Genomic DNA, 24,250 nt, shown 5'->3' with positions numbered 1-24,250 from the left:
CGCGCCCTGTCGCGGCAGGTCTATCGCAGCCGTCGTGCCATGTCCTGGCGCGGCGGCTGCGTCGCCTCGGGGTGCAGGACCGCGGCCAGCGCCTCGACACCGTCGACGAGGCGAGGACCGGGACGCGCGAAGCTCGCGTTCGCGTCGACAGCCCAGACAGGTATGCCGGGTGGCAGCTCGCCGTCGTCGATCGCCTTGCGTGCCAAGGCAACCGAGCCCTCGAGGTCGTAGCCGCAGGGGGCGCACACGATCACGTCCGGCGCGCTCTCCCGGACGGCCTCCCAGGTCACCCGGACCGACTTCTCGCCGGCCGTGCCGAGCGCGTTGAGGCCGCCAGCGAGGGTCACCATCTCGGGCACCCAGTGACCCGGGGCGAAGGCGGGGTCGGTCCACTCGAGGACCAGGGCCCGCGGTCTGGGCGCCCCGCGCACTGCCTGCTCCACGGCATACAGGCGTTGGCGCAGGCCGGCCACGAGCCGACCGGCGCTGCCCTCGCAACCGGTGGGGGCGGGGCGGGCCCCCGCGTCGAGGTGGTAGAGGTCCTCGCCGGCAGCCATCGCCTTGCTCACGAAGGCGTCGATGTCGCGGGGCGAGAGGCCTTCGGGGATGGCCGTCGTCGAGACGATCGTGCGCGTGCGCGCCTCGACCGGGGTGTCGCACTCGAAGGTGACGCCGACGACCTGGTCGCCTGCCCCGATGGCGAAGAGGATCTCCGTCGTCGAGGGGAGCAGGGACACGATTCGCATGGACCAGACCCTACGCAGGGAGGCGCCGCAGGGGTGTTCAAGGTGGGTCGCGCGCGTGTTTGCGCAGGTCAGGGCATTGTTCAACGTGCGAATCGGACGAACCGCGCGTAGGTTCTCCCGTCGGGTGCGTTGCGCAACCACCTGACGTGAAGAGCGAGGAGTGGCCCATGACGACAGCAGCAGTCCCGACCGAGTCCGAGGCGGTGCGGAGCCTGATCCCGATCAGGATGGACCGGCTGCCCTGGGCCCGGTTCCACTGGTTGGTGGTGGTCGGTCTGGGCGTCTCGTGGATCCTCGACGGGCTCGAGATCCAGCTCGTGTCCAACGCGGGTTTCCAGGACAGCCTCCACATGAGCTCCACTGAGGTCGGCTTCGCGGGCACGATCTACCTCATCGGCCAGGTCGTCGGGGCGCTCACCTTCGGCCGCCTCACCGACCGGCTCGGCCGCAAGAGGCTGTTCATCATCACCCTGGCCATCTACCTGATCGGATCGGGCATCGCAGGTCTGGCCTGGACGCCGTGGTTCCTCTACCTGTGGCGGTTCGTGGCAGGTCTGGGCATCGGCGGCGAGTACACCGCGATCAACTCCGCCATCGACGAGCTGATCCCGGCGAAGTACCGCGGCCGGGTCGACATCGCCGTCAACGGCACCTACTGGGCGGGCGCGCTGCTGGGCGCCTTCGCGAGCTTCTGGTTGCTGGACACCGACCACGTCGCCGAGAACGTCGGGTGGCGGGTGGCCTTCTTCATCGGACCGGTGATGGGCCTGATCATCATCTGGCTGCGCCGGCACATCCCCGAGAGCCCGCGCTGGATGGTGACCCACGGCCAGGGCGAGGAGGCCGAACGCATCGTCGACGAGATCGAGGCGTCGGTGGAGGCCCAGGGCAAGACCTTGGCCCCGGTCGACGAGGACAAGGCGATGAGCATCAAGGCCAGGGAGAGCATCCCCTTCCGTGACCTGCTCCACGTCTTCGTCAAGAAGTACCCGTCCCGTACCGTGCTCGGCCTGACGATGATGATCACGCAGAGCTTCCTCTACAACGCCATCTTCTTCACGTATGCGTTGGTGCTGCAGAACTTCTACCACCTGGACAAGTCGGCGGCCGCGATCTACTTCATCCCGTTCGCCGTCGGCAACCTCGCAGGACCGCTGCTGCTCGGCCACCTCTTCGACACCATCGGCCGGCGCAAGATGATCTTCGCGACGTACATGATCGCCGGACTGGTGCTGCTGGTGTCGGCGTTCCTGTTCAAGGCCGGCACGCTCAACGCGACGACGCACACGATCTTCTGGTGCGTGTCGTTCTTCTTCGCCTCGGCGGGAGCGTCCTCGGCCTACCTGACAGTGAGCGAGATCTTCCCGCTCGAGGTGCGCGGCCAGGCCATCTCGTACTTCTTCGCCATCGGCCAGATCTTTGGCGCCCTGGGGCCTGTCCTGTTCGGCGCCCTCGTGGGAGAGGGCAAGGAGCGCACCCCGCTGTTCTGGGGCTACGTCCTGGCGTCGGCGATCATGCTCGTCGGCGGCCTGGTCGCCATCCGGATCGGGGTCGACGCCGAGGGCAAGGGGCTGGAGGACATCGCCGACCCGTTGAGCAAGGTCAGCGACGACGATCCGCAGTCCGAGCCGGTCCGCGCGTAGGAGGTGGTGTTGATGGGAGTTCTCGACGAGATGCAGCCCTACACGATCGTGGTCGGGGTCAGCGCGACCTCCAAGTCGCCCACCGCGCTGCACTGGGCCACCGAGCTGGCGGCCCTGCGCGGCGGGCGCGTCGTGGCCGTGCGCGCGTGGCGGCCCACGCCCCCGCAGACGGCATCCAGGGTCACCCCGGCGCCGATCACCGAGGACGCCGGCGCCGCGCAGGAGCAGGCGCTGGCCGACCTGCAGGCCGATGTGGCCGAGGTGCTCGGAGGTGGGCACGGCGTCGAGGTCCGGCTGGTCCCCGGCGGCAAGCGCGTCGGCCTGCTCGCGGCGGCTGAGCACGCGGACCTGCTGGTCATCGACGCACCCCGACGGCTCGACCTCACGACCCTCCCGGGGTTTGCCATGCGCCTGGTCAACGGTGCGAGCTGCCCGGTGGTGGTCATGCCGCCGAGCGTCTCGGGAGCCCCCCGCACGCCGCTCGAGCGTGCCGCCGGGAGCGTGGCCCGCAACGTCACCGAGGCAGCCGGCCGCGCCGGGCGGCCCGGCCTGAGCCACCCCGCCCCACCCACCTAGACGAGGTATGCCGCGTGGTCACCCGCATGCTCGCCGGCGTGGTCGCCCACGTGCTCGCCCACGCGGCATACCTCGTCGGTGGCTGCGCGAGTTAGGTTGGCACCATGGAGAACTGGGAATCTCCGGTGGAACGGGCCATCCGTGAGGCGCAGGAACGCGGGGAGTTCGACAACCTGCCCGGCTCGGGCAAGCCGCTGCGCAGACTCGGTGACCCGGAACGTGAGGACCCGGACTGGTGGGTCAGGCGGCTGGCCGAGCGGGAGCACCTCGACCTGTCCGGCGCGCTGTCACCCCCGCTGGCGCTGCGCAAGGAGGCGGCCGGGTTCCCCGCGTCGCTGCTCGACCTGCGGACCGAGGCCAGCGTCCGTGCCGTGCTCGACGACTACAACCACCGCGTGAAGATCGACCGGCTCCGACCCGGTGTCGGGCCGCGCTACCCGATCTGGGCGCCGCTGGTCGACGTCGACGACCTGGTGGGGCAGTGGCGTGCTCTCCGCGAAGCCGCTCGCGAGTCCACTGCGGCCGACCCGGCCAGCGCGGAGCCGGCGGCGTCAGCGCGGGACCGGCGGGGCCCTTCGTGGGTCAGTCGGCTCTTGCGGCGCAGGTCAGGGGGGTCGTCCGTTCGGACCGAGCTCCGGGCAAAAGGTGCGAACTCGACAGGCCGGGAGCCGGGCCGCGCCTAGTCTTTCGCCCCATGCGCTCTCGTCTCGCCCTCCCCGTCGTGCCCGCCGTCGCCCTCGCTGTGGGGCTGTTCGTTTCGGCATCCGCCGACGCGGCGGTCCCCGCCATCCGGATCACCCAGATCCAGTACGACTCACCGGGATCGGACACCGGATCCAACGCCAGCCTCAACACCGAGTGGGTGCGGATCACCAACACCACGGCCACAAACCGTTCGCTGACCGGCTGGACGCTCAAGGACAAGCAGGGCTACACCTACCGGTTCCCGACGTTCACGCTGAAGGCCAAGGCATCGGTCTACGTCTACACCGGCAAGGGAGCCGCCACCAGCACCAAGCGCTACTACAACCGCACCTGGTACGTCTGGAACAACACTGGTGACTCGGCCTACCTGCGCGACAGCAAGGGCGTCCTCAAGGACTCCTGGACCTTCGCCGACATCGGTGCCGCGTACCGCGTGAGTCGCTGAGCTGGGGGGCGCCCTGGCGGTGGGTCAGGCGCGCCGAGATCATGATGCCCCCAAGGAGAACGCCACGGACGTCAGAGCTCGAGCAGCATCAGGTGCAGTCCGACCCGGCCGTGGGTCCTGGATTCGAAGGCTGCTGGGACCGTTGCGAGGATCCTGAAGCCGAGGTCCCGCCACAGCCGGACTGCCGCGGTGTTGGTCTCGACCACGGCGTTGAACTGGATCGCGGCGAAGCCCTCCCGCCGGTGCCAGGCCACCATGTCCTCGGCCAGGGCGCGCCCGACACCGTGGCCGCGCGCCGCCGATCCCACCATGAAGCTCGCCGTCCCGATGTGCGAGCCGCGCCCGGGTCGGTTGGGCCCCATCTTCGCGCTGCCCAGCAGGGTGCCGTCGTCGTCGACCGCGACCACCGATCGCCCTGGCGCGTCCTCGAACCACAGGTCGCGGATCTGCTCGTCGGAGAGGTCGGGCGGGTAGGCGTAGGTCTCACCGGCGTCGACGACCTCGCGGAAGATCGGCACGAAGGCGTCGAGGTCGGAGTCGGCGATGTCACGGATCTGCACGGCGTCACCGTATGCCGCGCGCCCACCGCAGCGGGCGTTGCACCTCCCCGGTGGGGACTGAAATCCAGAAAGCGGAATGCGCCTTCGCATTTCTGAAGGCGCATTCCGCTTCCCGAACCTTGACGCGCGTCCAGGAGCGCGACGCGCGGCTCTCGAGTCAGCCGCTGAGGTCGCTCGAGTCGTTGACGCGCAGGACGCTCTCCTGCGACGGGAGCTGGTCCTGCTTCACCAGCCCGACGGGGCAGGTCATGCCGTTGGGTCCGTGGTTGCAGTAGCCGCCGGGGTTCTTGTAGAGGTACTGCTGGTGGTAGTCCTCGGCATAGTAGAACGCGCCCGCGTCCTCGGCTGACCGCAGCTCCGTCGTGATGGTGCCGAACCCGTTGTCCGACAACACCTTCTGGAACGCCTCACGTGTCGCCTCCGCGGCCCGCTGCTGGTCCGGCGTGGTCCAGTAGATCGCGGACCGGTAGGCCGTGCCGATGTCGTTGCCCTGCCGGTTGCCCTGGGTCGGGTCGTGGTTCTCCCAGAACTCCTTGAGCAGCAGCTCCGGCGTGGTCTGCTCCGGGTCGTAGGCGATGAGCACCGCCTCGGCGTGGCCGGTGAGGCCGGTGCAGGTCTCCTCGTAGGTCGGGTTCGGCGTCAGCCCACCCATGTAGCCGGCCGCCGTCGTGACGACGCCGGGCTGCCTCCAGAAGATGCGCTCCGCACCCCAGAAGCACCCCATCGCGATGTAGAGCACCTCGGTGCCGTCCGGCCACGGACCCTCGAGCGGGGTGTGCAGGACGACGTGGTCGTCAGCGATGTGGAACGGACGCGTCTCGCGTCCTCGCAGGGCGGTCTCGGCGGTGGGCAGGGTCGTCTTGGCACGCGATCCGAATATCACGACCGGTCCAACGCGCCCCGGCTCTCGACTGTTCCGTGCTCGGGCGCCAAGGCGCTGCGAAACGGTTGGCGCAGAGGGCGCTGGCCCGGGCAGGGTGGTGGCATGGTCACCATCACCCTGATCGAGGACCCGGACGACACCCAGCGGCAGCTCTTCGACGACTGGGCCGAGGTCTTCGCCGCGGACGGCCGACACCAGTTCGGCCCGGACCACACGGCCCACTCGGCTGACGAGCTGCGCGAGATGGGTCGCAGCACCGACCGACGCCGGATCCCCTGGGCAGCCGTCAACGACGCCGGGACCGTGGTCGGCGCCGCAGGCCTCGCGATGCCGCAGCACGACAACCTGTCGCAGGCCATGGTCTTCGTCGTGGTCCATCCCGACCACCGTCGCCGCGGGGTCGGCAGCGCACTGCTCGACCACACCGAGGCCGCCGCCCGCGGGCATGGTCGCTCCGTCTTCCTCGCAGAGACGCAGTGGCCCGTGGGTGCGCGGGACGAGAGCGGCGAGGAATTTGCTGCGCCGCACGGGTATGCCGTCGCCCAGACCGTGATGCGCAGCTCCCTGTCCCTCCCGGCGGACCGCGGGCGCCTGGAAGCCGCGCTGGCCGGGGACGAGGCGGACGGCTACGTCGTGCAGACCTGCTGGGACGGCATACCTGACGCGTGGTTGGCGGGGCGCGCGGAGCTGAGCCGGCGGATGAGCACCGACATCCCGATGGGCGACCTCCAGCTCGAGGAGGAGCGCTGGGACGAGGAGCGCGTGCGCGGCGACTACGAGCGGATCGCGGCCATGGGCCGCCGGGTCGTGGACACGTATGCCGTGCACCAGGCCACCGGCGAGCTGGTCGGCTACACGCAGGTGCAGGTGCCGCGCGAGAACCCGGCGGTGGCATTCCAGCAGGACACGCTCGTGGTGCGCGAGCACCGGGGGCACCGCCTCGGCCTGCGCATGAAGGCCGCCGGCACGCTCTCGCTCATGCAGGAGTCTCCTGCCACGAGGAGCGTCCGCACCTGGAACGCCGACGACAACGCCCCCATGCTGAACGTCAACCAGGTGATCGGCTTCGTGAACGACGCGATGATGCGCGAGTGGCAGAAGGTGACACCGTGAACGACGACCCGGTGGACGTCGATCTCGGGACGGTGGTGTCCATCCACGTCGCGAAGGCCACCAAGCTGCCGATGAGGTCCGTCGACTCGGTCGTGGCGGAGGCCGGAGCGGGGCTGGTGGGGGACCGCTACCACGGGTCGAGGCATCGCCACGTCACGGTGCAGTCGGAGGCTGCGCTGACCGAGGCGAGCCGCGAGCTCGGAGCCCCCGTCGAACCCGGAGCCACTCGTCGCAACATCACGGTGTCCGGCGGCCCCGTGCCCGGTCGCCCGGGGACCCGGGTCCGGATGGGGGAGGCCCTCCTCGAGGTGGTCCGCCCCGCCGCGCCCTGCCGGTTGATGGACGACTTGATCGGGCCGGGAGCCATGAAGGCACTGCACGCACGAGGCGGCACGGTCTTCCGGATCATGGAGGGCGGAGTGGTCCGCGTGGGTGACCCGGTGGTGAGGGAGCAGTCCTGAGCGGAGGCTAGCCTTGCGGCCATGAGCGAGCAGAGCAGCAACCAGGGCTTCGCCACGCGTGCGATCCACGCGGGCCAGGAGCCCGACCTCGGCACCGGGGCGGTCATCACCCCGATCTTCCAGGTCTCCACCTACAAGCAGGACGGGATCGGTGGGTTCCGCGGTGGCTACGAGTACAGCCGCTCCGCGAACCCGACCCGCACCGCCCTCGAGGAGTGCTTCGCCGCCCTCGAGGGGGGCGCTCGCGGGTTCGCGTTCTCGTCGGGCCTCGCGGGCCAGGACACCGTCCTGCGCGCCCTGCTGAAGCCCGGCGACCACGTCGTCGTGCCCAGCGACGCCTATGGCGGCACCTACCGGTTGTTCAACACGGTGCTGGCGACCTGGGGCATCGAGCACACGATCGCCACGATCGCCGACGTCGAGTCGGTGCGCGCGGCGATCCGCCCGGGGCTGACCAAGATCGTCTGGGTCGAGACGCCGACCAACCCTTTGCTCGGCATCGCCGACATCGCCGCCCTCGCCGAGGTGGCGCACGAGGCGGGCGCCCTGCTCGTCGTCGACAACACGTTCGCGTCGCCCTACCTCCAGCAGCCGCTGTCGCTCGGGGCGGACATCGTCACGCACTCCACCACCAAGTACTGCGGCGGCCACTCCGACGTCGTCGGTGGCGCCGTCGTCGTGGGCAACGACATCACCGTTCCCGGCTTCGAGGACGCGGTGGATCGCGTTGCAACGCATCAGAACTCGATGGGTGCGGTCGCCGGCCCGATGGACGCCTGGCTGGTCCTGCGGGGTCTCAAGACGCTCGCGCTCCGCATGGAGCAGCACAGCGACAACGCCGAGCGCGTGGTCGACTTCCTGCTCAGCCACCCGGCGGTCAGCGCGGTCCACTACCCGGGGCTCGAGAGCCACCCCGGGCACGAGGTCGCCAAGCGCCAGATGAAGCGGTTCGGCGGCATGATCTCGTTCCAGGTCAAGGCCGGCGAGGACGTCGCCGTCAAGGTCTGTGGCGAGACCCAGCTGTGGACCCTCGGCGAGTCCCTCGGCGGGGTCGAGTCCCTCATCGAGCACCCGGCCCGGATGACGCACGCCTCCGTCGCGGGCACCGAGCTGGAGGTGCCGGCCGACCTGATCCGTCTCTCGGTGGGCATCGAGGACGTCGAGGACCTCATCGCCGACCTCCAGCAGGCGCTCGACCGGCTCGGCTGACCGGCCCAGCGGGCATCGGGCGAACGACCAACGGGCGAGCGGGGATCGGGCCAACGACGTGGCGCAGCTGCTGTGTGTCGACTTCGGGTCGACCTTCACCAAGGCCGTCCTCGTCGACGGGTCGGGGTCGGTCGTCGCCACGTCCTCCACACCGACGACGATCGGCACCGATGTCCTGGACGGCTACCGCACCCTGCGCGCGGAGCTCGCGGTCCACGGCCCCGTCGACGAGGTGCTCGCGTGCTCGAGTGCGGGGGGCGGGCTGCGGCTGGCCGTCGTGGGCTACGAGCGGGACGTCACTGCGCAGGCCGGCCACCGCGTCGGGCTGAGCGCCGGCGCGCGGGTGTCCCACGTGACGTCGGGACCGCTGTCCGGTGACGGGGTCCGGGAACTGAGGAACAGCCGCCCCGACCTCGTGCTGCTCGTGGGTGGCACGGACGGCGGCAACGGAGAAGTGCTGCTGCACAACGCATCTCGCCTGGCGAAGGCTCGCATCGGAGCACCTGTCGTCGTGGCGGGCAACGCCGATGTCCAGGCCGAGGTCGCCGCGATCCTGTCCTCGACGGGGCGCTCGTTTACCATGGCCGACAACGTGCTGCCGGCCATCGGCGTCATCGTCCCCGAGCCGGCCCGCGCCGCGATCAGGCAGGTCTTCCTCGACCACGTCATCGGCGGCAAGGGCCTGTCCAAGGGGCCGGACTTCGCGGCGATGGTGCAGGCCCCCACCCCTGACGCCGTCCTCGACGGGGTCGCCGTCCTGGCCGAACACCTCGACGGTGACGTCATGGTGGTCGACATCGGGGGAGCGACCACCGACGTCTACTCCGCGCTGCGACCGCAGGGTGAGGACGCCGGACTGGCCAAGGACGTGGTCGCCCCGCTGTGGCACGCACGGACCGTGGAGGCAGACCTCGGCATGCGGTGGAACGCCGAGGGGATCGTCGAGGCCGCCCACCGTGAGCAGGTGCCCCTCCCCCCAGGCATCGACGGGTATGCCGCGCGCCTGGTCCGCGACACCGGTCACCTTCCGGAGGGGGGCGACGAGTGGGCGATGGACCTCGCCCTGGCACGGGCCGCAGCAGTGGTCGCAGTGCGGCGTCACGCCCGACCGCCCGGGCCCGGTGCCGGGCCCCGGCCGCTGGCCGACGTCCAGGTCGTGATCGGCTCCGGAGGGGTGCTCCGGCACGCCACGTCCGTTGGGCGCGAAGAGGTGCTGCAGTCGGTCAGGAGCGACCACGCCGGCGGCTGGAAGGTTCCTCGGGAGGCTGCCCTGGTGACCGACACGGCATACCTGCTCTTTGCGGTGGGCCTGTTGCGCGAGAGGCACCCGGTCGCCGCGCGGGCCCTGGCGAAGGCCGTTGTCGGTGGTGGGGCGTAGCGTCGGTCCAGCGGGGTGTGCAGGGGAGCTGCTGCGGGGTGTGCGGGGTAGCGGCGGCGGGCGGGGCGGAAGCGGGGTTGCGGGCCAGGAGACGGACGCGATATAACGTGTCTCGACCAACGCGATATAACGCGAATTGGAGGACTGGAAAATGACTGGTTGTGCAAGCAGACCCCGGCCTAGGGTCGAGGCATGACAGCCCTGGCGATCGAGGCCGAGCACCTCGTCAAGCGATTCGGTGACCAGACGGCCGTCGACGACGTGAGCTTCTCGGTGCCCGAGGGGTCGGTGCTGGGGCTGCTCGGTCCCAACGGCGCCGGCAAGACGACGACGGTGCGGATGATGACGACGCTGGCCCGGCCCACGAGCGGCACGGCCAGGGTCGCGGGGCACGACGTGCTGCGCGAGCCCGACGCGGTGCGCCGGTCCATGGGCCTCACCGGCCAGGCGGCCACGGTCGACGAGCTGCTGACCGGCCGCGAGAACCTGCGGTTGATCGGGTCCCTCTACGGACTGTCGTCGTCCTACGTCAAGGGGGCGGGCGCCGACCTGCTGGAGCGGTTCTCGCTGACGGAGGCGGCCGACCGGACCGTCAAGACCTACTCCGGTGGCATGCGTCGTCGGCTCGACCTCGCCGTCAGCCTCATCGCCACGCCGCCCGTCCTCTTCCTCGACGAGCCCACCACCGGGCTCGACCCCCGCAGCCGTGTTGAGCTGTGGGAGGTGTTGCGTGGGCTCGTCCAGGACGGCACCACGCTGCTGCTCACCACGCAGTACCTCGAGGAGGCCGACCAGCTCGCCGACCGCATCGTCGTCATCGACCGGGGCCAGATCATCGCCGAGGGCACCCCTCTCGAGCTCAAGGACCGCAGCGGCAAGGCGAGCCTGGTGCTCACGGTGTCGCGCGCGGAGGACCTCCAGACTGCCGCCGAGATGTTGCGCCAGCGCGTCTCCGAGGTCCACGTCGACGAGGCCGCCCGCCAGCTCACGGCGCCGGCCGAGGGACTGCGCGACATGACGCGGATCGCCGCGATCTTCGAGGACAGCGCGATCGAGCTCGACGACCTCGGCCTGAAGCGACCGAGCCTCGACGACGTGTTCCTCCACCTCACCGGCCACCGGGCCGAGAACGTTGCCACCGACACCGACCAGGAGCAGGCGTCATGACCACCGACACCACCACGCGCAGGTCGGCGAGCGGCATCGCCCGCCCCGAGATCAAGCCGACCGGCCTGCTGCGGCAGTCCCTCGCGATCACGCGACGCAACCTCATCCACATCAAGCGGATGCCCGAGATGCTGATGGACGTCACCATCCAGCCGGTGATGTTCGTCCTGCTGTTCGCCTACGTGTTCGGCGGCTCCATCGCGGTGCAGGGCTCGCCCGCCGGCTACCGGGAGTGGCTGATGGGCGGGATCATGGGGCAGACCATCGCCTTCGCGTCCTTCATCGTCGCCGTCGGCCTGACCGCCGACATCGACAAGGGCATCGTCGACCGCATGCGGTCGCTCCCGATCAACCCCTCGGCCGTGCTCGTGGGTCGGAGCATCTCCAGCCTGATGCACTCCAGCATCGGCATCCTCGTCATGTCCGTCACCGGCCTGTTCGTCGGCTGGCGGATCCGGGGCAGCTTCGCCGAGGCCGTGCTGGCCTATGCGCTCCTGCTGCTGTGGGGCTTCGCCATGATCTGGATCGGCATCCTCGTCGGATCGGCCATGCGGTCGGTCGAGGCGGTCAACGGACTCATGTTCACGACCATGTTCCCGATCACCTTCCTGGCCAACACTTTTGCGCCGACCGACAACATGCCGCACGCCTTGCGGGTGATCGCCGAGTGGAACCCCATCTCGTCGCTCGTGCAGGCGGTGCGTCAGCTGTGGGGCAACGACATCCCGGTGCCGGCCGATGCCCAGCTGCCGATGCACCACCCGGTCGTGACCACGCTGATCTGGACCATCGGACTGACCCTGGTCATCGCCCCGCTGGCCATCCGCGCCTTCAACAAGCGCACGCAGGGCTAGGTCACCCGGGGCTGACCCACCGATGGCGTCGGGGTGCCGTGGAAGGGACTAGCCTTCCGGCCATGGCATCACCGACGCTGTCTGTCACCCTCGACGACGTGCGCGCTGCGCAAGACCTGCTCAGTGGCATCGTCCGTCCCACGCCCCTCGAGTACAGCCGAGCGCTCTCCGACAGAGTCGGCGCCGAGGTCTTCCTCAAGTGCGAGAACCTCCAGCGCGCCGGGTCCTTCAAGATCCGGGGCGCCTACACCCGGATGGCCAGGCTCTCCGACGAGGAGAAGGCGCGCGGCGTGGTCGCGGCCAGCGCCGGCAACCACGCCCAGGGCGTCGCGCTGGCTGGTCAGCTGCTCGGCATCGACGTCAAGGTCTACATGCCTCATGGCGCGCCCATGCCCAAGCTGCTCGCGACGAAGGCCTACGGAGCCTCCATCGAGCAGGTCGGCACCACGATCGACGAGTGCCTGGTCAAGGCCCGCACGTGGGAGGCGGACAACGGAGCGGTCCTCATCCACCCCTTCGACCACCGCGACATCGTGGCCGGTCAGGGCACCGCCGGGCTGGAGATCCTCGACCAGTGCCCGGACGTCAAGACCATCGTGGTCAGCACCGGCGGCGGGGGCCTGCTCGCCGGGATCTCCGTCGCCGTCAAGGCTGCCCGCCCCGACGTGCGGATCATCGGCGTGCAGGCCGAGCAGGCCGCGGCATACCCCTTGTCGTTGGCGGCGGGCAAGCCGGTCGCCTACGAGAACATGCAGACGATGGCCGACGGCATCGCCGTCGGGATGCCGGGTGACGTGCCCTATGCCCTCGTCCGCGAACTGGTCGACGCGATCGAGACGGTGAGCGAGGAGGAGCTGTCGCGGGCCCTGCTGTTCACCCTCGAGCGCGCCAAGCTGGTCGTCGAACCCGCGGGCGCGGCGGCGGTCGCCCACCTGCTCGACAAGGCAGGTCAGCAGCAGCTCGACGGACCAGTGGTGGCGGTCCTCTCAGGCGGCAACATCGACCCGCTGCTCCTGCTGCGGATCATCCGGCACGGCATGGCGGCAGCCGGACGCTACCTGCAGTTCCGCGTGCGGGTCTCGGACCGACCCGGCCACCTCGCGAAGCTGCTCGCCGACTGTGCGGCCGTCGACGCCAACGTCCTCGAGGTCGAGCACATCCGCACCGGGACCACGATCACGGTCGACGAGGTCGAGATCGGACTGCAGCTCGAGACCCGGGGCAAGGAGCACTGCGACGAGGTCCTGCGCACCCTGCGCGGCCACGGCTACGAGCTCAAGTTCAGCTGAGCGGCATGCCTGGGCCGCGAAGGGCGCAGACGCTCACGCGGTGTAGGGCGTCGCTGACTTGACGCGGACCTGGATGGTCTTGCCGTTGGGGGCCTTGTAGGACGCCTTGTCGCCGGCCTTCTTGCCGTTGATGGCAGCGCCGAGGGGCGACTTCTCGCTGTAGACCTCGAGGTCGGTGCCGTCGGCGATCTCGCGCGAGCCGAGCAGGAACGTGACGTCGTCGCCGAACATCTCGACGGTCACGACCATGCCCTGCTCGACGACACCGTCATCGGCCGGCTTGGTGCCCACGATGGAGTTCTCGAGCAGCTGGGTCAGCTGGCGGATGCGGGCCTCCATCTTGCCCTGCTCCTCCTTGGCCGCGTGGTAGCCGCCGTTCTCCTTCAGGTCGCCCTCGTCGCGGGCGGCCTCGATCTTCTTGGCGATCTCCGTACGGCCGGTGCCGGAGAGCTGGTCCAGCTCGGCCTTCAGACGGTCGAAGGCCTCCTGGGTCAGGTAGCTCGCGGTGGGGGTCGCGGTCTCGCTCACGGTGTACTCCTTGTTCGGGTCTCCGCCGGACGCGGACGCGTCTCGGAGATGGTGGTACGCACAGCGGCCCGGACCCCGACCACGTTCGCAGTGGCATCGCAGTGTCGGGTCCAGACCGCTCGGTGAAAGGACAAGACTACATCGCCGCGCTCGAAAGGGTCCATTTCGCCGAGTTCGTGGACAGTGGCTCCGGTATGCCGCGGCATCGCGTCGGCTGGTTGGCCCACCTCGGGGGCCGAGCCGGTATCTTCGCAGGTCAGACGGGGTGGGGTGGCCTTCGTCCAAGCAAGCCCGAAGTCGGCCCCAAGTGAGCCCCGGCACGCTGCTGCCTTGACGGGGAAGGCCCGTCCGAGAACCAAGGAGACCCAGCATGTCCGTCACCACTCCCACCACCACGACTCGCGGGCTGCGGATCGCCATGGCGATCCTCCTCGCGACCGACCTCACTGGCGGGCTCCTCGCGGTCCGCGCCGGCGTCAACACCTGGGGTGAGGCCTGGGGCCCGGAGGCCCTGCTGGCGGCGCCGGTGCCGATGATCCTCGCGCAGCTGCTGCTCGTCTGGCTCGCCACGCGATCGCCCGGGCGGGTGGCCATCGGGGCCTCCGGACTGCTGGCCGCCGCCTGCCTGGTCAGCGTGGTGTCCGGGTTCTTCGACGGCGGCCTGGGCAACGACGAGCTCACGCCAGGGCTCGCGGCGTTCCAGTACTTCCTGCTGGCGGTCACGACGTCGGTCGGCGGGCTCGCCCTCGGACGGCTGGTCTCCCTCGTGCGCCTAGGAGGCCGCGCAGCTGCGGACGCTGCCGCCGACGGCCCGTGACGCGGTGCGTACCACCACCTGCTGGTGCACCGACCGCTCCGCGGACGGTGGCACCCGGACTTCGAGCACTCCGACGACGCCGTGTGCCGTGTCCTGCGCCTGGACCGTGCATGTGACGGCTTGGGCGGGGGACCGGTGCACGTCGAAACCGACCTGCACGCTGCGGTCGTCGAGCACCTTGTAGTCGGTGTCGGTCCACGTGACGGCGCCCAGGCTGTTGGCCAGCCCGAGCCAGACCGCGAGGGCGACCCCGATGGTGCAGCCGATCGTGCCGATCACCCACCAGCGACCGGTGCCGGGTGCGGGACGGGGGAGCGGCATGGGTGACCTTCCGCGGGTGAGAGGATGGCAAACGGTCCGGACGTCTGGTGACTCCGGAGGACCATTGTCGGCGATGGACGAATGAGGTTGTGCAGGTGGCTGACCGGTTGCGACTGATGGCGGTGCACGCGCACCCCGACGACGAGTCGAGCAAGGGTGCGGCGACGATGGCGAGGTACGCCGCCACGGGGTATGACGTGCTCGTGGTCTCGTGCACGGGTGGCGAGCGGGGCGATGTGCTGAACCCCCGGCTCAAGGGCGACCCCCACATCGAGCGGGACCTCGCGCAGGTCCGCCGTGACGAGATGAAGCGCGCCCAGGAGATCCTCGGTGTCCAGCACACGTGGCTGGGCTTCGTCGACTCCGGTCTTCCCGAGGGTGACCCGTTGCCGCCGCTCCCCGATGGGTGCTTCGCCCTCGAGCCGGTCGAGGTGACGACCGAAGCCCTGGTCCGCGAGATCCGCCGGTTCCGCCCCCACGTCGTGACGACGTACGACGAGAACGGCGGCTACCCCCACCCGGACCACATCATGACCCACACGGTGTCGATGGCGGCCTTCGCGGCGGCAGGCGACGCCTCGGCATACCCCCATGCCGGTGAGCCGTGGCAGCCGCTGAAGCTCTACTACAACTCGCACAACCGGGCCAAGTACGCCGCCTTCCACGACGCGCTGCTGGAGCAGGGCGTCGAGAGTCCGTATGCCGATTGGCTCAAGGACTGGGACCCGGAGAAGGCCCGCACCATCACCACGCGCGTGCACTGCGCCGACTGGTTCGACCAGCGCGACCAGGCGCTGCTGGCGCACGCGACGCAGATCGACCCGGACGGCGCCTGGTTCCGCGTGCCGCGTGAGATGCAGGTGAGCGTCTGGCCGACCGAGGACTTCGAGGCGGCCCTGTCGTACCTGCCCGTCATTCCCGTCGAGGACGACCTCTTCGCGGGCATCCCGGACGCGGCCACGGGCGACGAGCTCGCGACCAGGGGCGACCTGGAGCTCGCCTACGACGGGCGCCGCGAGGTGACCTCGTGAACGGCGCGCCCTCGGCGATGGTCTCGCCCGGACTATGGGGCTTCGTCGCCTTCTTCGTGCTGGCGGTCGCGCTCTACCTCCTCATGCGCAACATGAACGCCCGGATGCGACGGATGTCCTACCGTGCCGAAGAGCTCCAGCGCGAGGCCGAGGCCGAGGCCGCCGTCAAGAAGTCCCGCAAGGACGGGTCGGGCGGGCAGCAGCCGGAACTGCCCCCCGACAGCGGTGACGCCGACGGCCCCGAGGGGCAGACTGGGGAGTCCAGAACGTAGCGCTCCGCCCTGGCGGGGCGCCGACCCAGGGAGGCCCCGTCATGAGCGGTCGCATCGTCCACTTCGAGCTCCCCTACGACGATGGGGAGCGGGCCCGCGCGTTCTACGGCGACCTGTTCGGATGGGACCTGCAGTCCTACCCCGGCATGGACTACACGATGGTGTCCACGGGCCCGAGCGGTGACCAGGGACCGACCGAACCCGGGTACATCAACGGGGGAATGGGCCAGCGGTCGACCACCCTCGCCTCGCCGACCGTGGTCATCGACGTGGAGGACATCGACGCCACGCTGGCCCGGGTCGAGGCAGCCGGCGGTGCCGTGTTGTCACCCAAGGAGCCCGTTGCCTCGATGGGCTTCTCGGCCTACTTCAAGGACACCGAGGGCAACATCGTGGGTCTCTGGGAGACCGCGCCGCAAGCCTGACGCGTCAGCTGGGTGAGCCGGCGCCGGCGCCGTAGACCGTCATGGACGCCGCGATGTAGTGCACCGTGAACGCGGCGACGGTCAGGGTGTGGAAGATCTCGTGGAACCCGAACCAGCGCGGTGAGGGGTTCGGCCGCTTGATGCCGTAGACGAGGGCCCCCAGCGTGTACAGCAGGCCGCCGACGGCGATCAGGGTGACGATGACCGGACCGCCGAACTTGAGGAGCGGGCCGAGGTAGAAGACCGCGACCCACCCGAGCGCGACGTAGACCGGGGTGTAGAGCCAGCGGGGGGCGCCGACCCAGAAGACGCGGAACAGCACTCCGGCGATGGCACCGGACCACACGATGATCAGCATGGTCCGGGCGTCGTCGCGGGGGAGCAGGAGCGTGAAGGGCGTGTAGGTGCCGGCGATGATCAGGAAGATGTTGGAGTGGTCCATCCGCTTCAGGATGCCGGCGACCTTCGGCGACCAGTTGCCGCGGTGGTAGACCGCAGAGGTGCCGAACAGGAGCCAGGCGGTGACGCTGAAGACCGCGGCGGCAATGCGCGCGGGAGTCGTGGGGGCCAGGGCGATCAGGACGATGCCTGCCGCGAGGGCGAGGGGGACCATGCCGGCGTGCAGCCAGCCGCGCAGGTGCGGCTTCACCGCAGCGACGACCGACTCGAGTGGGCCCTGCTGGGAGCGAGGGGCGGGTGCCGTAGTCATGCCACCACTGTAACCTACGGTTGCGTAGGTTACCTGAGCGTAGGTTGTGAGGTCGGCCTCAGGCGGTGCTCGAAGACCGACCGTCCGTCGCTCCTGCATCGCTGGCCGCAGGAGCCGCAGGAGCCGCACCCACCGCCACCGCCGGTCGCACCAGCAGCGCCTGCGCCGTCCGGCCCACGAAGCCGTGCTCGTCGAACACCTCGGCCTGCGCCAGGCCCGCAGCGGCGCCGCCCAGGATGGTCTGGGCGCGGAGGCCGATCCACTCCCCGCCGGGTTCGCGGATCAGGTGGCCGGTGAGCTCGGTGTTCATGAACTGCCAGTCGCGGATGTCCAGGGCCGCGCTGGCCCCCGAGGCGGAGTCGACGCACACGAGGAACCGCTGGAGCGGTGACAGCGGCTCGCCGGGCACGAGGGTCACGCGCGGACGCATCCAGACCGTGGCCGGTCCGGGGTGCTCCAGAGCGCCGTCGACCCACGACCACTCGATCGCGTCGAGGTACCCGGGGTGCCAGCCACGCGGCATACCGTGCTGGACGCCCTCGGCGTGTCCCGGCGGGGGCACGGGAAGCCCCGTCACCGGCCCCGACTCGACGCGCGGCACCAGCCACAGTGCCGCCCGCGCCACCGGACGCCCGGTGGCCACGTCGACGAGCTCGCACTCGACCAGCTCCACGGACCGCCCGGGGCGGGCCACGCGCGCGCTCACCCGCAGCCTCCCCACCGGTACCGGTCCGAGCAGGTCGCAGGTCACCCGGGCGACCACCCGCGACCCGTCGCCCACGCGCTCCGCCTCACGCGCCATCAGTGCCATGGGTGGCCCACCGTGCTGGGCGTCCGCCGACCACGGTCCCGCCGTGTGGGGCGTGGCGGTCACGGTGCTGCTTCCCGCCTCCGTCGCGTCGAGGTCGTAGAAGGATCCGGGAGCGAGCGACATGGTCGCCATCCTGCCTGACCGCGCGGGGCGCGCGGGGGTAGCGTGGTGCGTTGGGACCGAGAGGGTCGAGTGCAGTTCGGGAGAAGGCGAGGAGTGGCCGTGGCGTTGTCCGACCTCCTGTATGCCGCGTACGAGCGACGACTGAGTCGTCGCCTTTCGCGGGAGACCCTTCCCCGGCACGTCGGCGTGATGCTCGACGGCAACCGCCGCTGGGCCAAGGCCCGTGGCCACGGCACCAAGGAAGGGCACCAGGCCGGAGCGGACAACATCGCGGGATTCCTGGACTGGTGCGAGGAGGCGCGGGTCGAGGTGGTCACCCTGTGGCTGCTGTCCACCGACAACCTCAGCAGGCCTGCGGCCGAGGTGGTCCCACTGCTGTCGATCATCGAGAACACCGTGAGCGACCTGGCCCAGACCAAGCGCTGGGTGATCAACCCGGTCGGGTCGCTGGACCTCCTGCCGGCCGAGACCGCGCGCCGCCTCAAGGAGAGCGCCGACCTCACCGAGGGCGTCAAGGGCATGACGGTCAACGTCGCCGTGGGGTACGGCGGACGCCAGGAGATCACCGACGCCGTCCGGTCGATGCTCGTCGCGCACGCCGCGAACGGCACCACGATCGAGGAGCTGGCCGAGACGCTCCAGGTCGAGCACATCGCCGAGCACCTCTACACCAAGGGTCAGCCGGACCCCGACCTCGTCATCCGCACGTCGGGCGAGCAGCGGCTGTCCGGCTTCCTGCTCTGGCAGAGCGCGCACAGCGAGTTCTACTTCTGCGAGGCCTACTGGCCCGACTTCCGGCACGTCGACTTCCTGCGCGCCCTACGGGCCTACGCCGAACGCAACCGCAGGTTCGGCAGCTAGCAGCTGACCGCAGACCGGGCGCTCATGGGCAACTGGGCGACCACGTGGCATACCAACGCCCGAGGGCTCCCTCGGCCGGTCGGGTCAACTCTGGATGACATGTGAGGACATGCGGCGTGGTTGCGTCGTGGAAGCCCCACACGGTCGTACCGTCCGTAGTGACGCGGGGCACCCGTCCCACGTTCGGGGAGGCCGACCTATGGAGCGAATCCAGCTCCGAGCGGAGGGCCGGAACCGGCTCCACCGCAGTGGGAGAGCCTGGTCCCGGCACCTCGTTCGCGAGTAGGCGCATCGCGCCGAAGCGCGCGCTGTGCCAAGGAGAGACATTGGCCTCGAACCACGACAGCACCCGTCGTACCTCCTTCAGCTCATCGCCGCGCACCGCCAGCACGTCGGTCACCCCAGGGGCCTCTCGCGCCATGCCGGTGCCGAAGGTGAAGGGCAAGCCCCAGGCGCCCGCGTTCCGGACGTTCGTGCTCGACACCTCTGTCCTGCTGTCCGACCCGCGCGCCATGCTGCGGTTCAAGGAGCACGAGGTCGTGCTCCCGGTCGTGGTCGTCACCGAGCTCGAGGCCAAGCGGCACCACCCGGAGCTGGGGTACTTCGCGCGGCAGGCGTTGCGGCTGCTCGACGACCTGCGCATGAGCGAGGGGCGGCTCGATGCGCCTGTGGCCGTCGGGGACGTGGGGGGCACCCTGCGCGTCGAGCTCAACCACACGGACCCGAGCTCGCTGCCGGCCGGCTTCCGGCTGGGGGACAACGACACCCGGATCCTGTCGGTCGCCAAGAACCTGTCCGACGAGGGGTTCGCCGTCACCGTCGTCAGCAAGGACCTGCCGATGCGGGTCAAGGCGTCGGCCGTCGGGCTCGACGCGGAGGAGTACCGCGCCGAGCTCGCCGTCGACTCCGGCTGGACCGGCATGGCCGAGCTCGACGTCACCACCGTCGAGATGGACTCCCTCTACGAGCACGGCCGCATCGAGAACGCGGCGGCCGCCGAGATGCCCTGCCACACCGGCCTGGTCCTGCTCTCGCCGCGGGGAAGCGGTCTGGGGCGGGTCGGCGCCGACAAGCAGATCCGGCTGGTGCGCGGCGACCGCGACGCGTTCGGGCTGCACGGCCGCAGCGCCGAGCAGCGGATCGCCCTCGACATCCTGCTCGACCCCGACGTGGGCATCGTCTCCCTGGGCGGGCGGGCCGGCACCGGCAAGTCCGCGCTGGCGCTGTGCGCCGGCATCGAGGCGGTCATGGAGCGGCGCCAGCACCGCAAGGTCGTCGTCTTCCGCCCCCTGTATGCCGTGGGGGGCCAGGAGCTGGGGTACCTGCCTGGTTCGGAGTCCGAGAAGATGGGGCCGTGGGCCCAGGCGGTCTTCGACACCCTGGGAGCGCTGGTCTCGCACGAGGTCGTCGAGGAGATCATGGACCGGGGCATGCTCGAGGTCCTGCCGCTGACCCACATCCGGGGTCGCTCGCTGCACGACGCGTTCGTCATCGTCGACGAGGCGCAGAGCCTGGAGCGCAACGTGCTGCTCACCGTGCTCTCGCGCATCGGCCAGAACTCACGGGTGGTGCTGACGCACGACGTCGCGCAGCGGGACAACCTGCGGGTCGGTCGGCACGACGGGGTGGCCGCTGTCATCGAGGCGCTCAAGGGGCACCCGCTGTTCGCCCACGTCACCCTCACCCGCAGCGAGCGCAGCCCGATTGCGGCGCTGGTGACTGACCTGCTCGAGGGACTCGAGGTCTGAGGGACGCCTGGCGCGGAGTCGCTGCCGATGTGTCCGGAGGCACACCGCCCTGCTCAGAGGGCGGTGTGCCTCCCCCAAATGGGTGAATCTGGTGTCACACCTGTCACAGGAGCACCAGTGGTATGAAGGCGATTGGAGTTCGACTTCCAAGGTCGGGTAAAGTCTCGGTTTCATAACGTGCCGGGACGCTGTCTGTTGGGCTGTAGCAAGCCTGTTGGGCGACTTGGCAACGACACCCCCCGGCATCGACAAAGGCCACCACGCATGCGGTGGCCTTTCCTTTGGAGGAACCCGTATGAGTCAGCCCTACCAGGGACGGCACCGCAACGGTGCGGCCCACGGCAGGAAAGCCTCTCGATCCTCCGGCCTCACCAAGGCGATCCGCCGCCCCGCGGTGACCTCGAGCGTGCTGCTCGCGGTCATCGCCACGACCGCTGCCGGCTACCAGGCGGCGGACCAGCGACAGACCGGCGCTGCCGCGTTCACGGTGAGCACCGAGGCCATCGCCCAGGCCAACGAGCTCGCCGATGCCCAGATCGAGGACACCGCTCGGCTGGCCGCTGACCGCAACGAGACGAACGCGAGCATGGCCGCGGCCCAGGAGAAGGACCGCATCGCCGCGATTGCCGCGGCCCAGGCCGCCGCCACCGCGCGCCGCGAGGCCGCCGAGAAGGTGGCCCGCGACAAGGCCCGCAAGGCGCTCGAGGCCAAGAAGCAGGCCATCCTCGAGAACGCCCAGAGCGACCCCCGCGCCGCTGCTCGCGCGCTCCTCCCCGAGTTCGGGTTCGACCAGGGCCAGTGGAGCTGCCTCGACAGCCTCTGGATGGGCGAGAGCGGCTGGAACTACAAGGCCACCAACTCCTCGTCCGGCGCCTACGGCATCCCGCAGTCGCTACCCGCCTCCAAGATGGGCACCGTCGCCTCGGACTACCTGACCAACCCGGCGACCCAGATCCGCTGGGGCCTGCAGTACATCAAGAGCTCGTACGGCACGCCGTGTGGCGCGTTGAACGCGTGGCAGAGCCGCTCCCCGCACTGGTACTGAGCCACACCGCTCAGCGTGGCGGTCGGGTCATGGCGAGCACGTCGAGCGCTTCGTCGAGCTGCTGCTCAGTGAGCTCGCCGCTGGCCACGTGGCCGCGCTCGATCACGACGTCGCGGATGGAGCGTCGCTCCTTGATCGACTGCTTGGCCACAGCGGCAGCGGCCTCATAGCCGATGTAGCGGTTCAGCGGGGTGACGATCGACGGAGAGCCCTCGGCCAGGTCCCTGGCGCGCTCGACGTCCGCCTCGATACCCGCGACGCAGCGGTCGGCCAACAGCCTGGACGTCGCTGCCAGCAGTGCCGCGGACTCGAGGATGTTGCGTGCCATCACGGGCAGCATGACGTTGAGCTCGAAGGCGCCCGAGGCGCCGGCCACCGTGATGGTCGTGTCGTTGCCGATGACCTGGGCGCAGGCCATCAGGGTGGCCTCCGGCAGCACCGGGTTGACCTTGCCGGGCATGATGCTCGACCCGGGCTGCAGGTCGGGCAGGTGGATCTCGCCGAGACCCGACCGTGGACCGGAGGACATCCAGCGCAGGTCGTTGCAGATCTTGGTCAGGCTCACGGCGACGACCTTGAGCGCCCCGCTGAGCTCGACGACGGCATCCTGCGCGGACTGGGCCTCGAAGTGGTCGGCGGCCTCCCGGAAGTCCACCCCGGTCTGGCTGCTCACCCGCTCGATGACGGCCGGCGCGAACCCCGGTGCCGCGTTCAGGCCGGTCCCGGCCGCCGTGCCGCCGAGGGGCAGCTCCGCCGTCGCCTGCGCCGCGACCAGGACGCGGTCGGCGCCCAGCTCGACCTGCCTGGCATAGCCACCGAACTCCTGTCCGAGCGTGACCGGCACCGCGTCCATGAGGTGCGTGCGGCCGGCCTTGACGACCTCGGCGAACTGGGTCTCCTTGGCCCGCAACGCCTTGGCGAGGTGCCTCAGGCTGGGTGCGAGGTCGCGGTGCACGGCCAGGGTGGCTGCGATGCGCAGCGCACTCGGGAACGTGTCGTTGCTCGACTGCCCCGCGTTGACGTGGTCGTTGGGGTGGACGGCGTCGCCGGAGGCCAGGTGAGCGATCCGGGCGACGACCTCGTTGACGTTCATGTTGGTCGAGGTGCCCGACCCCGTCTGGAAGACGTCGATGGGGAACTGGTCGTCGTGCCCGCCCTGCGCCACCTCGGAGGCAGCGGCCGCGATGGCTCCAGCCATGGCGGGCTCGACCACCCCGAGCTCGGCGTTGACCTCGGCGGCGGCGGCCTTGAGCAGGGCGAGCGCGTGGATCACCCCGGCGGGAACAGGCTGCCCGGAGATGGGGAAGTTCTCGACCGCACGCGCGGTCTGGGCGCCCCACAGGGCGTCGACGGGCACCTCCACGTCCCCCATCGAGTCGTGCTCGGTGCGTGTGGCAGGGGCGGTGGGTTGCACGCGGTCGGAAGCGGACGGCATACCCCCATCATGCGCCCGAGCCCAGCCCTCGGGTGAGGTATGCCGCGTGGTCGGCTACGCGGCGTGTGGCGGCTAGAGCTTGCGGAGGCGGATCCGACGCACGCTGTGGTCCTTGCCCTTGGCGAGCACCAGGGTCGCTCTGCTGCGGGTGGGCAGCACGTTCTCGCGCAGGTTGACCTCGTTGATCTCCCGCCAGATCCGCGCGGCGGTGTCGCGGGCCTGCTCGTCGGACAGCACGGCGTAGCGGTGGAAGTACGAGTGGGGATCGGCGAAGGCCGTCTCGCGGAGGCGCAGGAACCGCTCGACGTACCACTGCCGGATGTCGTCGAGGTGGGCGTCCACGTAGACCGAGAAGTCGAAGAAGTCGCTCACCGCCAGACCGGTGCGTCCGTCCTCCTGGAGCCGCGGCGCCTGCAGGACGTTGAGGCCTTCCACGATGAGCACGTCGGGCTGGCGGACGACGACGCGCTCGCCGGGCACGATGTCGTAGGTCAGGTGTGAGTAGACCGGTGCGCTGACCTCGGCCTTGCCGGACTTGACCTCAGCCACGAACCGCAGCAGCGCTCGACGGTTGTAGGACTCGGGGAAACCCTTGCGTTGCAGCAGGTTCCGACGCTCGAGCTCGGCATTGGGGTAGAGGAAGCCGTCGGTCGTGATGAGCTCGACCTCAGGCGTCCCCGGCCAGCGGGACAGCAGTTCCTTGAGCAGGCGAGCGGTCGTGGACTTGCCCACGGCGACCGACCCCGCGACGCCGATCACGAAGGGCGTCTTGGCAGGGCTCTCGCCGAGGAAGTCGCCCGTGATCCGGTGCAGCCCGGCCGTGGCGCCGACGTAGAAGTTCAGGAGGCGCGAGAGGGGGAGGTAGACCTCCTCGACCTCGGCGAGGTCGACCCGCTCGCCCAGCCCCTGGACCCGGCTCACGTCGTCGGCGTCGAGGTTGAGCGGCTGGTTCTCCCGCAGCCGGGCCCAGGCGGCACGGTCCAGCTCGACGTAGGGCGAGGGAAGGGCGCCGTTGCCGTTCGCGGGGTGGCTCACAGGCGCCATTCTTGCTCACGGGCTCGCAGACCCTTGGATGCAGTCCGCGAGGCGGTCGAC

At 70.2% G+C, this 24,250-nt stretch carries 27 protein-coding genes; 18 read left to right on the top strand and 9 right to left on the bottom strand.

What is annotated here, in order from left to right; translation table 11 throughout:
• Window positions 1–20: 20 nt before the first annotated feature.
• On the bottom strand, window positions 21–746 hold the full coding sequence (locus AC1DS4_RS06975; RefSeq protein ID WP_477646011.1) for a TroA family protein: 726 nt from the start codon (window positions 744–746) through the stop codon (window positions 21–23).
• Window positions 747–913: 167 nt separating this feature from the next.
• On the opposite strand from AC1DS4_RS06975, the gene AC1DS4_RS06970 reads away from it, so the two are divergent.
• The 4 genes from AC1DS4_RS06970 to AC1DS4_RS06955 all read left to right on the top strand — a co-directional run bounded on the left by AC1DS4_RS06970 (window position 914) and on the right by AC1DS4_RS06955 (window position 4,115).
• Window positions 914–2,389 carry an MFS transporter gene (locus AC1DS4_RS06970; RefSeq protein WP_477624968.1) on the top strand — a complete coding sequence of 492 codons (1,476 nt, stop codon included), beginning with the start codon at window positions 914–916 and terminating at the stop codon, window positions 2,387–2,389.
• Window positions 2,390–2,401: 12 nt separating this feature from the next.
• The gene (locus AC1DS4_RS06965) at window positions 2,402–2,965 is read left to right on the top strand and encodes a universal stress protein (protein WP_477614728.1); all 564 of its coding nucleotides are present in this window, start codon (window positions 2,402–2,404) and stop codon (window positions 2,963–2,965) included.
• Window positions 2,966–3,069: 104 nt separating this feature from the next.
• Window positions 3,070–3,648 carry a DnaJ family domain-containing protein gene (locus AC1DS4_RS06960; RefSeq protein WP_477633084.1) on the top strand — a complete coding sequence of 193 codons (579 nt, stop codon included), beginning with the start codon at window positions 3,070–3,072 and terminating at the stop codon, window positions 3,646–3,648.
• A gap of 11 nt (window positions 3,649–3,659) precedes the next feature.
• Window positions 3,660–4,115: a lamin tail domain-containing protein gene (locus tag AC1DS4_RS06955; RefSeq protein WP_477614730.1), complete on the top strand. Its 456-nt coding sequence runs from the start codon at window positions 3,660–3,662 to the stop codon at window positions 4,113–4,115.
• A gap of 71 nt (window positions 4,116–4,186) precedes the next feature.
• On the opposite strand, the gene AC1DS4_RS06950 is transcribed toward AC1DS4_RS06955, so the two are convergent.
• On the bottom strand, window positions 4,187–4,675 hold the full coding sequence (locus AC1DS4_RS06950) for an N-acetyltransferase family protein (protein ID WP_477614731.1): 489 nt from the start codon (window positions 4,673–4,675) through the stop codon (window positions 4,187–4,189).
• Between the two features lie 157 nt (window positions 4,676–4,832).
• Window positions 4,833–5,555, bottom strand: coding sequence for a peptide-methionine (S)-S-oxide reductase MsrA (gene msrA, locus AC1DS4_RS06945; protein ID WP_477615300.1), 723 nt, complete (start codon window positions 5,553–5,555; stop codon window positions 4,833–4,835).
• A 105-nt stretch (window positions 5,556–5,660) separates the two neighbouring features.
• Between msrA and AC1DS4_RS06940 the strand changes: the two genes are divergently transcribed.
• From AC1DS4_RS06940 to ilvA, 7 genes are all read left to right on the top strand, one after another.
• A complete protein-coding gene (locus tag AC1DS4_RS06940; RefSeq protein WP_477614732.1) occupies window positions 5,661–6,671 on the top strand; it encodes a GNAT family N-acetyltransferase in 1,011 nt (336 codons plus the stop codon).
• Window positions 6,668–7,132: an MOSC domain-containing protein gene (locus AC1DS4_RS06935; protein WP_477633085.1), complete on the top strand. Its 465-nt coding sequence runs from the start codon at window positions 6,668–6,670 to the stop codon at window positions 7,130–7,132. The genes AC1DS4_RS06940 and AC1DS4_RS06935 overlap by 4 nt, the downstream gene beginning before the upstream one ends.
• Window positions 7,133–7,153: 21 nt before the next feature.
• Entirely contained in the window at window positions 7,154–8,341 is a 1,188-nt protein-coding gene (locus AC1DS4_RS06930; RefSeq protein WP_477614734.1) for a cystathionine gamma-synthase, read from the top strand.
• A 58-nt stretch (window positions 8,342–8,399) separates the two neighbouring features.
• Window positions 8,400–9,719, top strand: coding sequence for a glutamate mutase L (locus AC1DS4_RS06925; protein WP_477633086.1), 1,320 nt, complete (start codon window positions 8,400–8,402; stop codon window positions 9,717–9,719).
• Window positions 9,720–9,911: 192 nt separating this feature from the next.
• Complete coding sequence (locus tag AC1DS4_RS06920) at window positions 9,912–10,886, top strand: ATP-binding cassette domain-containing protein (protein ID WP_477614736.1); 975 nt, start codon at window positions 9,912–9,914, stop codon at window positions 10,884–10,886.
• Window positions 10,883–11,740, top strand: coding sequence for an ABC transporter permease (locus tag AC1DS4_RS06915; RefSeq protein ID WP_477614737.1), 858 nt, complete (start codon window positions 10,883–10,885; stop codon window positions 11,738–11,740). Before AC1DS4_RS06920 ends, AC1DS4_RS06915 begins: the two co-directional genes overlap by 4 nt.
• 62 nt (window positions 11,741–11,802) lie before the next feature.
• Window positions 11,803–13,029, top strand: a complete 1,227-nt coding sequence (gene ilvA, locus AC1DS4_RS06910) for a threonine ammonia-lyase (RefSeq protein WP_477614738.1) — start codon at window positions 11,803–11,805, stop codon at window positions 13,027–13,029.
• Window positions 13,030–13,062: 33 nt separating this feature from the next.
• On the opposite strand, the gene greA is transcribed toward ilvA, so the two are convergent.
• Window positions 13,063–13,557: a transcription elongation factor GreA gene (gene greA, locus AC1DS4_RS06905; RefSeq protein ID WP_477614739.1), complete on the bottom strand. Its 495-nt coding sequence runs from the start codon at window positions 13,555–13,557 to the stop codon at window positions 13,063–13,065.
• A gap of 370 nt (window positions 13,558–13,927) precedes the next feature.
• On the opposite strand from greA, the gene AC1DS4_RS06900 reads away from it, so the two are divergent.
• The gene (locus AC1DS4_RS06900) at window positions 13,928–14,374 is read left to right on the top strand and encodes a hypothetical protein (protein WP_477614740.1); all 447 of its coding nucleotides are present in this window, start codon (window positions 13,928–13,930) and stop codon (window positions 14,372–14,374) included.
• On the opposite strand, the gene AC1DS4_RS06895 is transcribed toward AC1DS4_RS06900, so the two are convergent.
• A complete protein-coding gene (locus AC1DS4_RS06895; protein ID WP_477633087.1) occupies window positions 14,330–14,695 on the bottom strand; it encodes a DUF4307 domain-containing protein in 366 nt (121 codons plus the stop codon). The genes AC1DS4_RS06900 and AC1DS4_RS06895 overlap by 45 nt on opposite strands.
• 95 nt (window positions 14,696–14,790) lie before the next feature.
• Here AC1DS4_RS06895 and mca point away from each other — a divergent pair, with 95 nt between their 5' ends.
• From mca to AC1DS4_RS06880, 3 genes are read left to right on the top strand one after another with little or no spacing between them, the layout of a single operon-like run.
• Window positions 14,791–15,726 (top strand): mycothiol conjugate amidase Mca, encoded by a 936-nt coding sequence (mca, locus tag AC1DS4_RS06890; protein WP_477633088.1) that lies wholly within the window; start codon window positions 14,791–14,793, stop codon window positions 15,724–15,726.
• Window positions 15,723–15,998, top strand: coding sequence for a hypothetical protein (locus AC1DS4_RS06885; protein ID WP_477633089.1), 276 nt, complete (start codon window positions 15,723–15,725; stop codon window positions 15,996–15,998). The genes mca and AC1DS4_RS06885 overlap by 4 nt, the downstream gene beginning before the upstream one ends.
• A 41-nt stretch (window positions 15,999–16,039) precedes the next feature.
• Entirely contained in the window at window positions 16,040–16,423 is a 384-nt protein-coding gene (locus AC1DS4_RS06880) for a VOC family protein (protein ID WP_477633090.1), read from the top strand.
• Between the two features lie 4 nt (window positions 16,424–16,427).
• Here AC1DS4_RS06880 and trhA read toward each other — a convergent pair whose 3' ends face one another.
• Window positions 16,428–17,132 (bottom strand): PAQR family membrane homeostasis protein TrhA, encoded by a 705-nt coding sequence (gene trhA / locus AC1DS4_RS06875; protein ID WP_477614745.1) that lies wholly within the window; start codon window positions 17,130–17,132, stop codon window positions 16,428–16,430.
• 58 nt (window positions 17,133–17,190) lie between these two features.
• Entirely contained in the window at window positions 17,191–18,066 is an 876-nt protein-coding gene (locus tag AC1DS4_RS06870; RefSeq protein ID WP_477633091.1) for a thioesterase family protein, read from the bottom strand.
• 99 nt (window positions 18,067–18,165) lie between these two features.
• On the opposite strand from AC1DS4_RS06870, the gene AC1DS4_RS06865 reads away from it, so the two are divergent.
• The 3 genes from AC1DS4_RS06865 to AC1DS4_RS06855 all read left to right on the top strand — a co-directional run bounded on the left by AC1DS4_RS06865 (window position 18,166) and on the right by AC1DS4_RS06855 (window position 21,720).
• On the top strand, window positions 18,166–18,927 hold the full coding sequence (locus AC1DS4_RS06865; protein ID WP_477614747.1) for an isoprenyl transferase: 762 nt from the start codon (window positions 18,166–18,168) through the stop codon (window positions 18,925–18,927).
• Window positions 18,928–19,346: 419 nt separating this feature from the next.
• A complete protein-coding gene (locus AC1DS4_RS06860; RefSeq protein ID WP_477614748.1) occupies window positions 19,347–20,675 on the top strand; it encodes a PhoH family protein in 1,329 nt (442 codons plus the stop codon).
• A 295-nt stretch (window positions 20,676–20,970) separates the two neighbouring features.
• Window positions 20,971–21,720: an aggregation-promoting factor C-terminal-like domain-containing protein gene (locus tag AC1DS4_RS06855; protein ID WP_477614749.1), complete on the top strand. Its 750-nt coding sequence runs from the start codon at window positions 20,971–20,973 to the stop codon at window positions 21,718–21,720.
• Window positions 21,721–21,730: 10 nt separating this feature from the next.
• Here the strand turns inward: AC1DS4_RS06855 and AC1DS4_RS06850 are convergent, their stop codons facing one another.
• Both AC1DS4_RS06850 and coaA read right to left on the bottom strand, forming a co-directional pair.
• A complete protein-coding gene (locus tag AC1DS4_RS06850; protein ID WP_477614750.1) occupies window positions 21,731–23,155 on the bottom strand; it encodes a class II fumarate hydratase in 1,425 nt (474 codons plus the stop codon).
• Between the two features lie 72 nt (window positions 23,156–23,227).
• On the bottom strand, window positions 23,228–24,199 hold the full coding sequence (coaA, locus tag AC1DS4_RS06845) for a type I pantothenate kinase (protein WP_477614751.1): 972 nt from the start codon (window positions 24,197–24,199) through the stop codon (window positions 23,228–23,230).
• Window positions 24,200–24,250 lie beyond the last annotated feature (51 nt).

This window comes from Pedococcus sp. P3_C7, from assembly GCF_056402615.1.
This window is presented reverse-complemented; position numbering and strand designations above follow the sequence as displayed.

Excerpts from the sequence above, each read along its gene's own strand:
- AC1DS4_RS06870 (WP_477633091.1), bottom strand. The coding sequence starts at position 18,066 with ATGTCGCTCGCTCCCGGATCCTTCTACGACCTCGACGCGACGGAGGCG.
- AC1DS4_RS06915 (WP_477614737.1), top strand. The coding sequence starts at position 10,883 with ATGACCACCGACACCACCACGCGCAGGTCGGCGAGCGGCATCGCCCGC.
- AC1DS4_RS06850 (WP_477614750.1), bottom strand. The coding sequence starts at position 23,155 with ATGCCGTCCGCTTCCGACCGCGTGCAACCCACCGCCCCTGCCACACGC.
- AC1DS4_RS06960 (WP_477633084.1), top strand. The coding sequence starts at position 3,070 with ATGGAGAACTGGGAATCTCCGGTGGAACGGGCCATCCGTGAGGCGCAG.
- AC1DS4_RS06965 (WP_477614728.1), top strand. The coding sequence starts at position 2,402 with ATGGGAGTTCTCGACGAGATGCAGCCCTACACGATCGTGGTCGGGGTC.
- AC1DS4_RS06940 (WP_477614732.1), top strand. The coding sequence starts at position 5,661 with ATGGTCACCATCACCCTGATCGAGGACCCGGACGACACCCAGCGGCAG.
- AC1DS4_RS06855 (WP_477614749.1), top strand. The coding sequence starts at position 20,971 with ATGAGTCAGCCCTACCAGGGACGGCACCGCAACGGTGCGGCCCACGGC.
- AC1DS4_RS06970 (WP_477624968.1), top strand. The coding sequence starts at position 914 with ATGACGACAGCAGCAGTCCCGACCGAGTCCGAGGCGGTGCGGAGCCTG.
- AC1DS4_RS06930 (WP_477614734.1), top strand. The coding sequence starts at position 7,154 with ATGAGCGAGCAGAGCAGCAACCAGGGCTTCGCCACGCGTGCGATCCAC.
- AC1DS4_RS06955 (WP_477614730.1), top strand. The coding sequence starts at position 3,660 with ATGCGCTCTCGTCTCGCCCTCCCCGTCGTGCCCGCCGTCGCCCTCGCT.
- coaA (WP_477614751.1), bottom strand. The coding sequence starts at position 24,199 with ATGGCGCCTGTGAGCCACCCCGCGAACGGCAACGGCGCCCTTCCCTCG.
- ilvA (WP_477614738.1), top strand. The coding sequence starts at position 11,803 with ATGGCATCACCGACGCTGTCTGTCACCCTCGACGACGTGCGCGCTGCG.
- AC1DS4_RS06975 (WP_477646011.1), bottom strand. The coding sequence starts at position 746 with ATGCGAATCGTGTCCCTGCTCCCCTCGACGACGGAGATCCTCTTCGCC.
- AC1DS4_RS06895 (WP_477633087.1), bottom strand. The coding sequence starts at position 14,695 with ATGCCGCTCCCCCGTCCCGCACCCGGCACCGGTCGCTGGTGGGTGATC.
- AC1DS4_RS06900 (WP_477614740.1), top strand. The coding sequence starts at position 13,928 with ATGTCCGTCACCACTCCCACCACCACGACTCGCGGGCTGCGGATCGCC.
- AC1DS4_RS06880 (WP_477633090.1), top strand. The coding sequence starts at position 16,040 with ATGAGCGGTCGCATCGTCCACTTCGAGCTCCCCTACGACGATGGGGAG.
- trhA (WP_477614745.1), bottom strand. The coding sequence starts at position 17,132 with ATGACTACGGCACCCGCCCCTCGCTCCCAGCAGGGCCCACTCGAGTCG.
- AC1DS4_RS06920 (WP_477614736.1), top strand. The coding sequence starts at position 9,912 with ATGACAGCCCTGGCGATCGAGGCCGAGCACCTCGTCAAGCGATTCGGT.
- AC1DS4_RS06860 (WP_477614748.1), top strand. The coding sequence starts at position 19,347 with ATGCCGGTGCCGAAGGTGAAGGGCAAGCCCCAGGCGCCCGCGTTCCGG.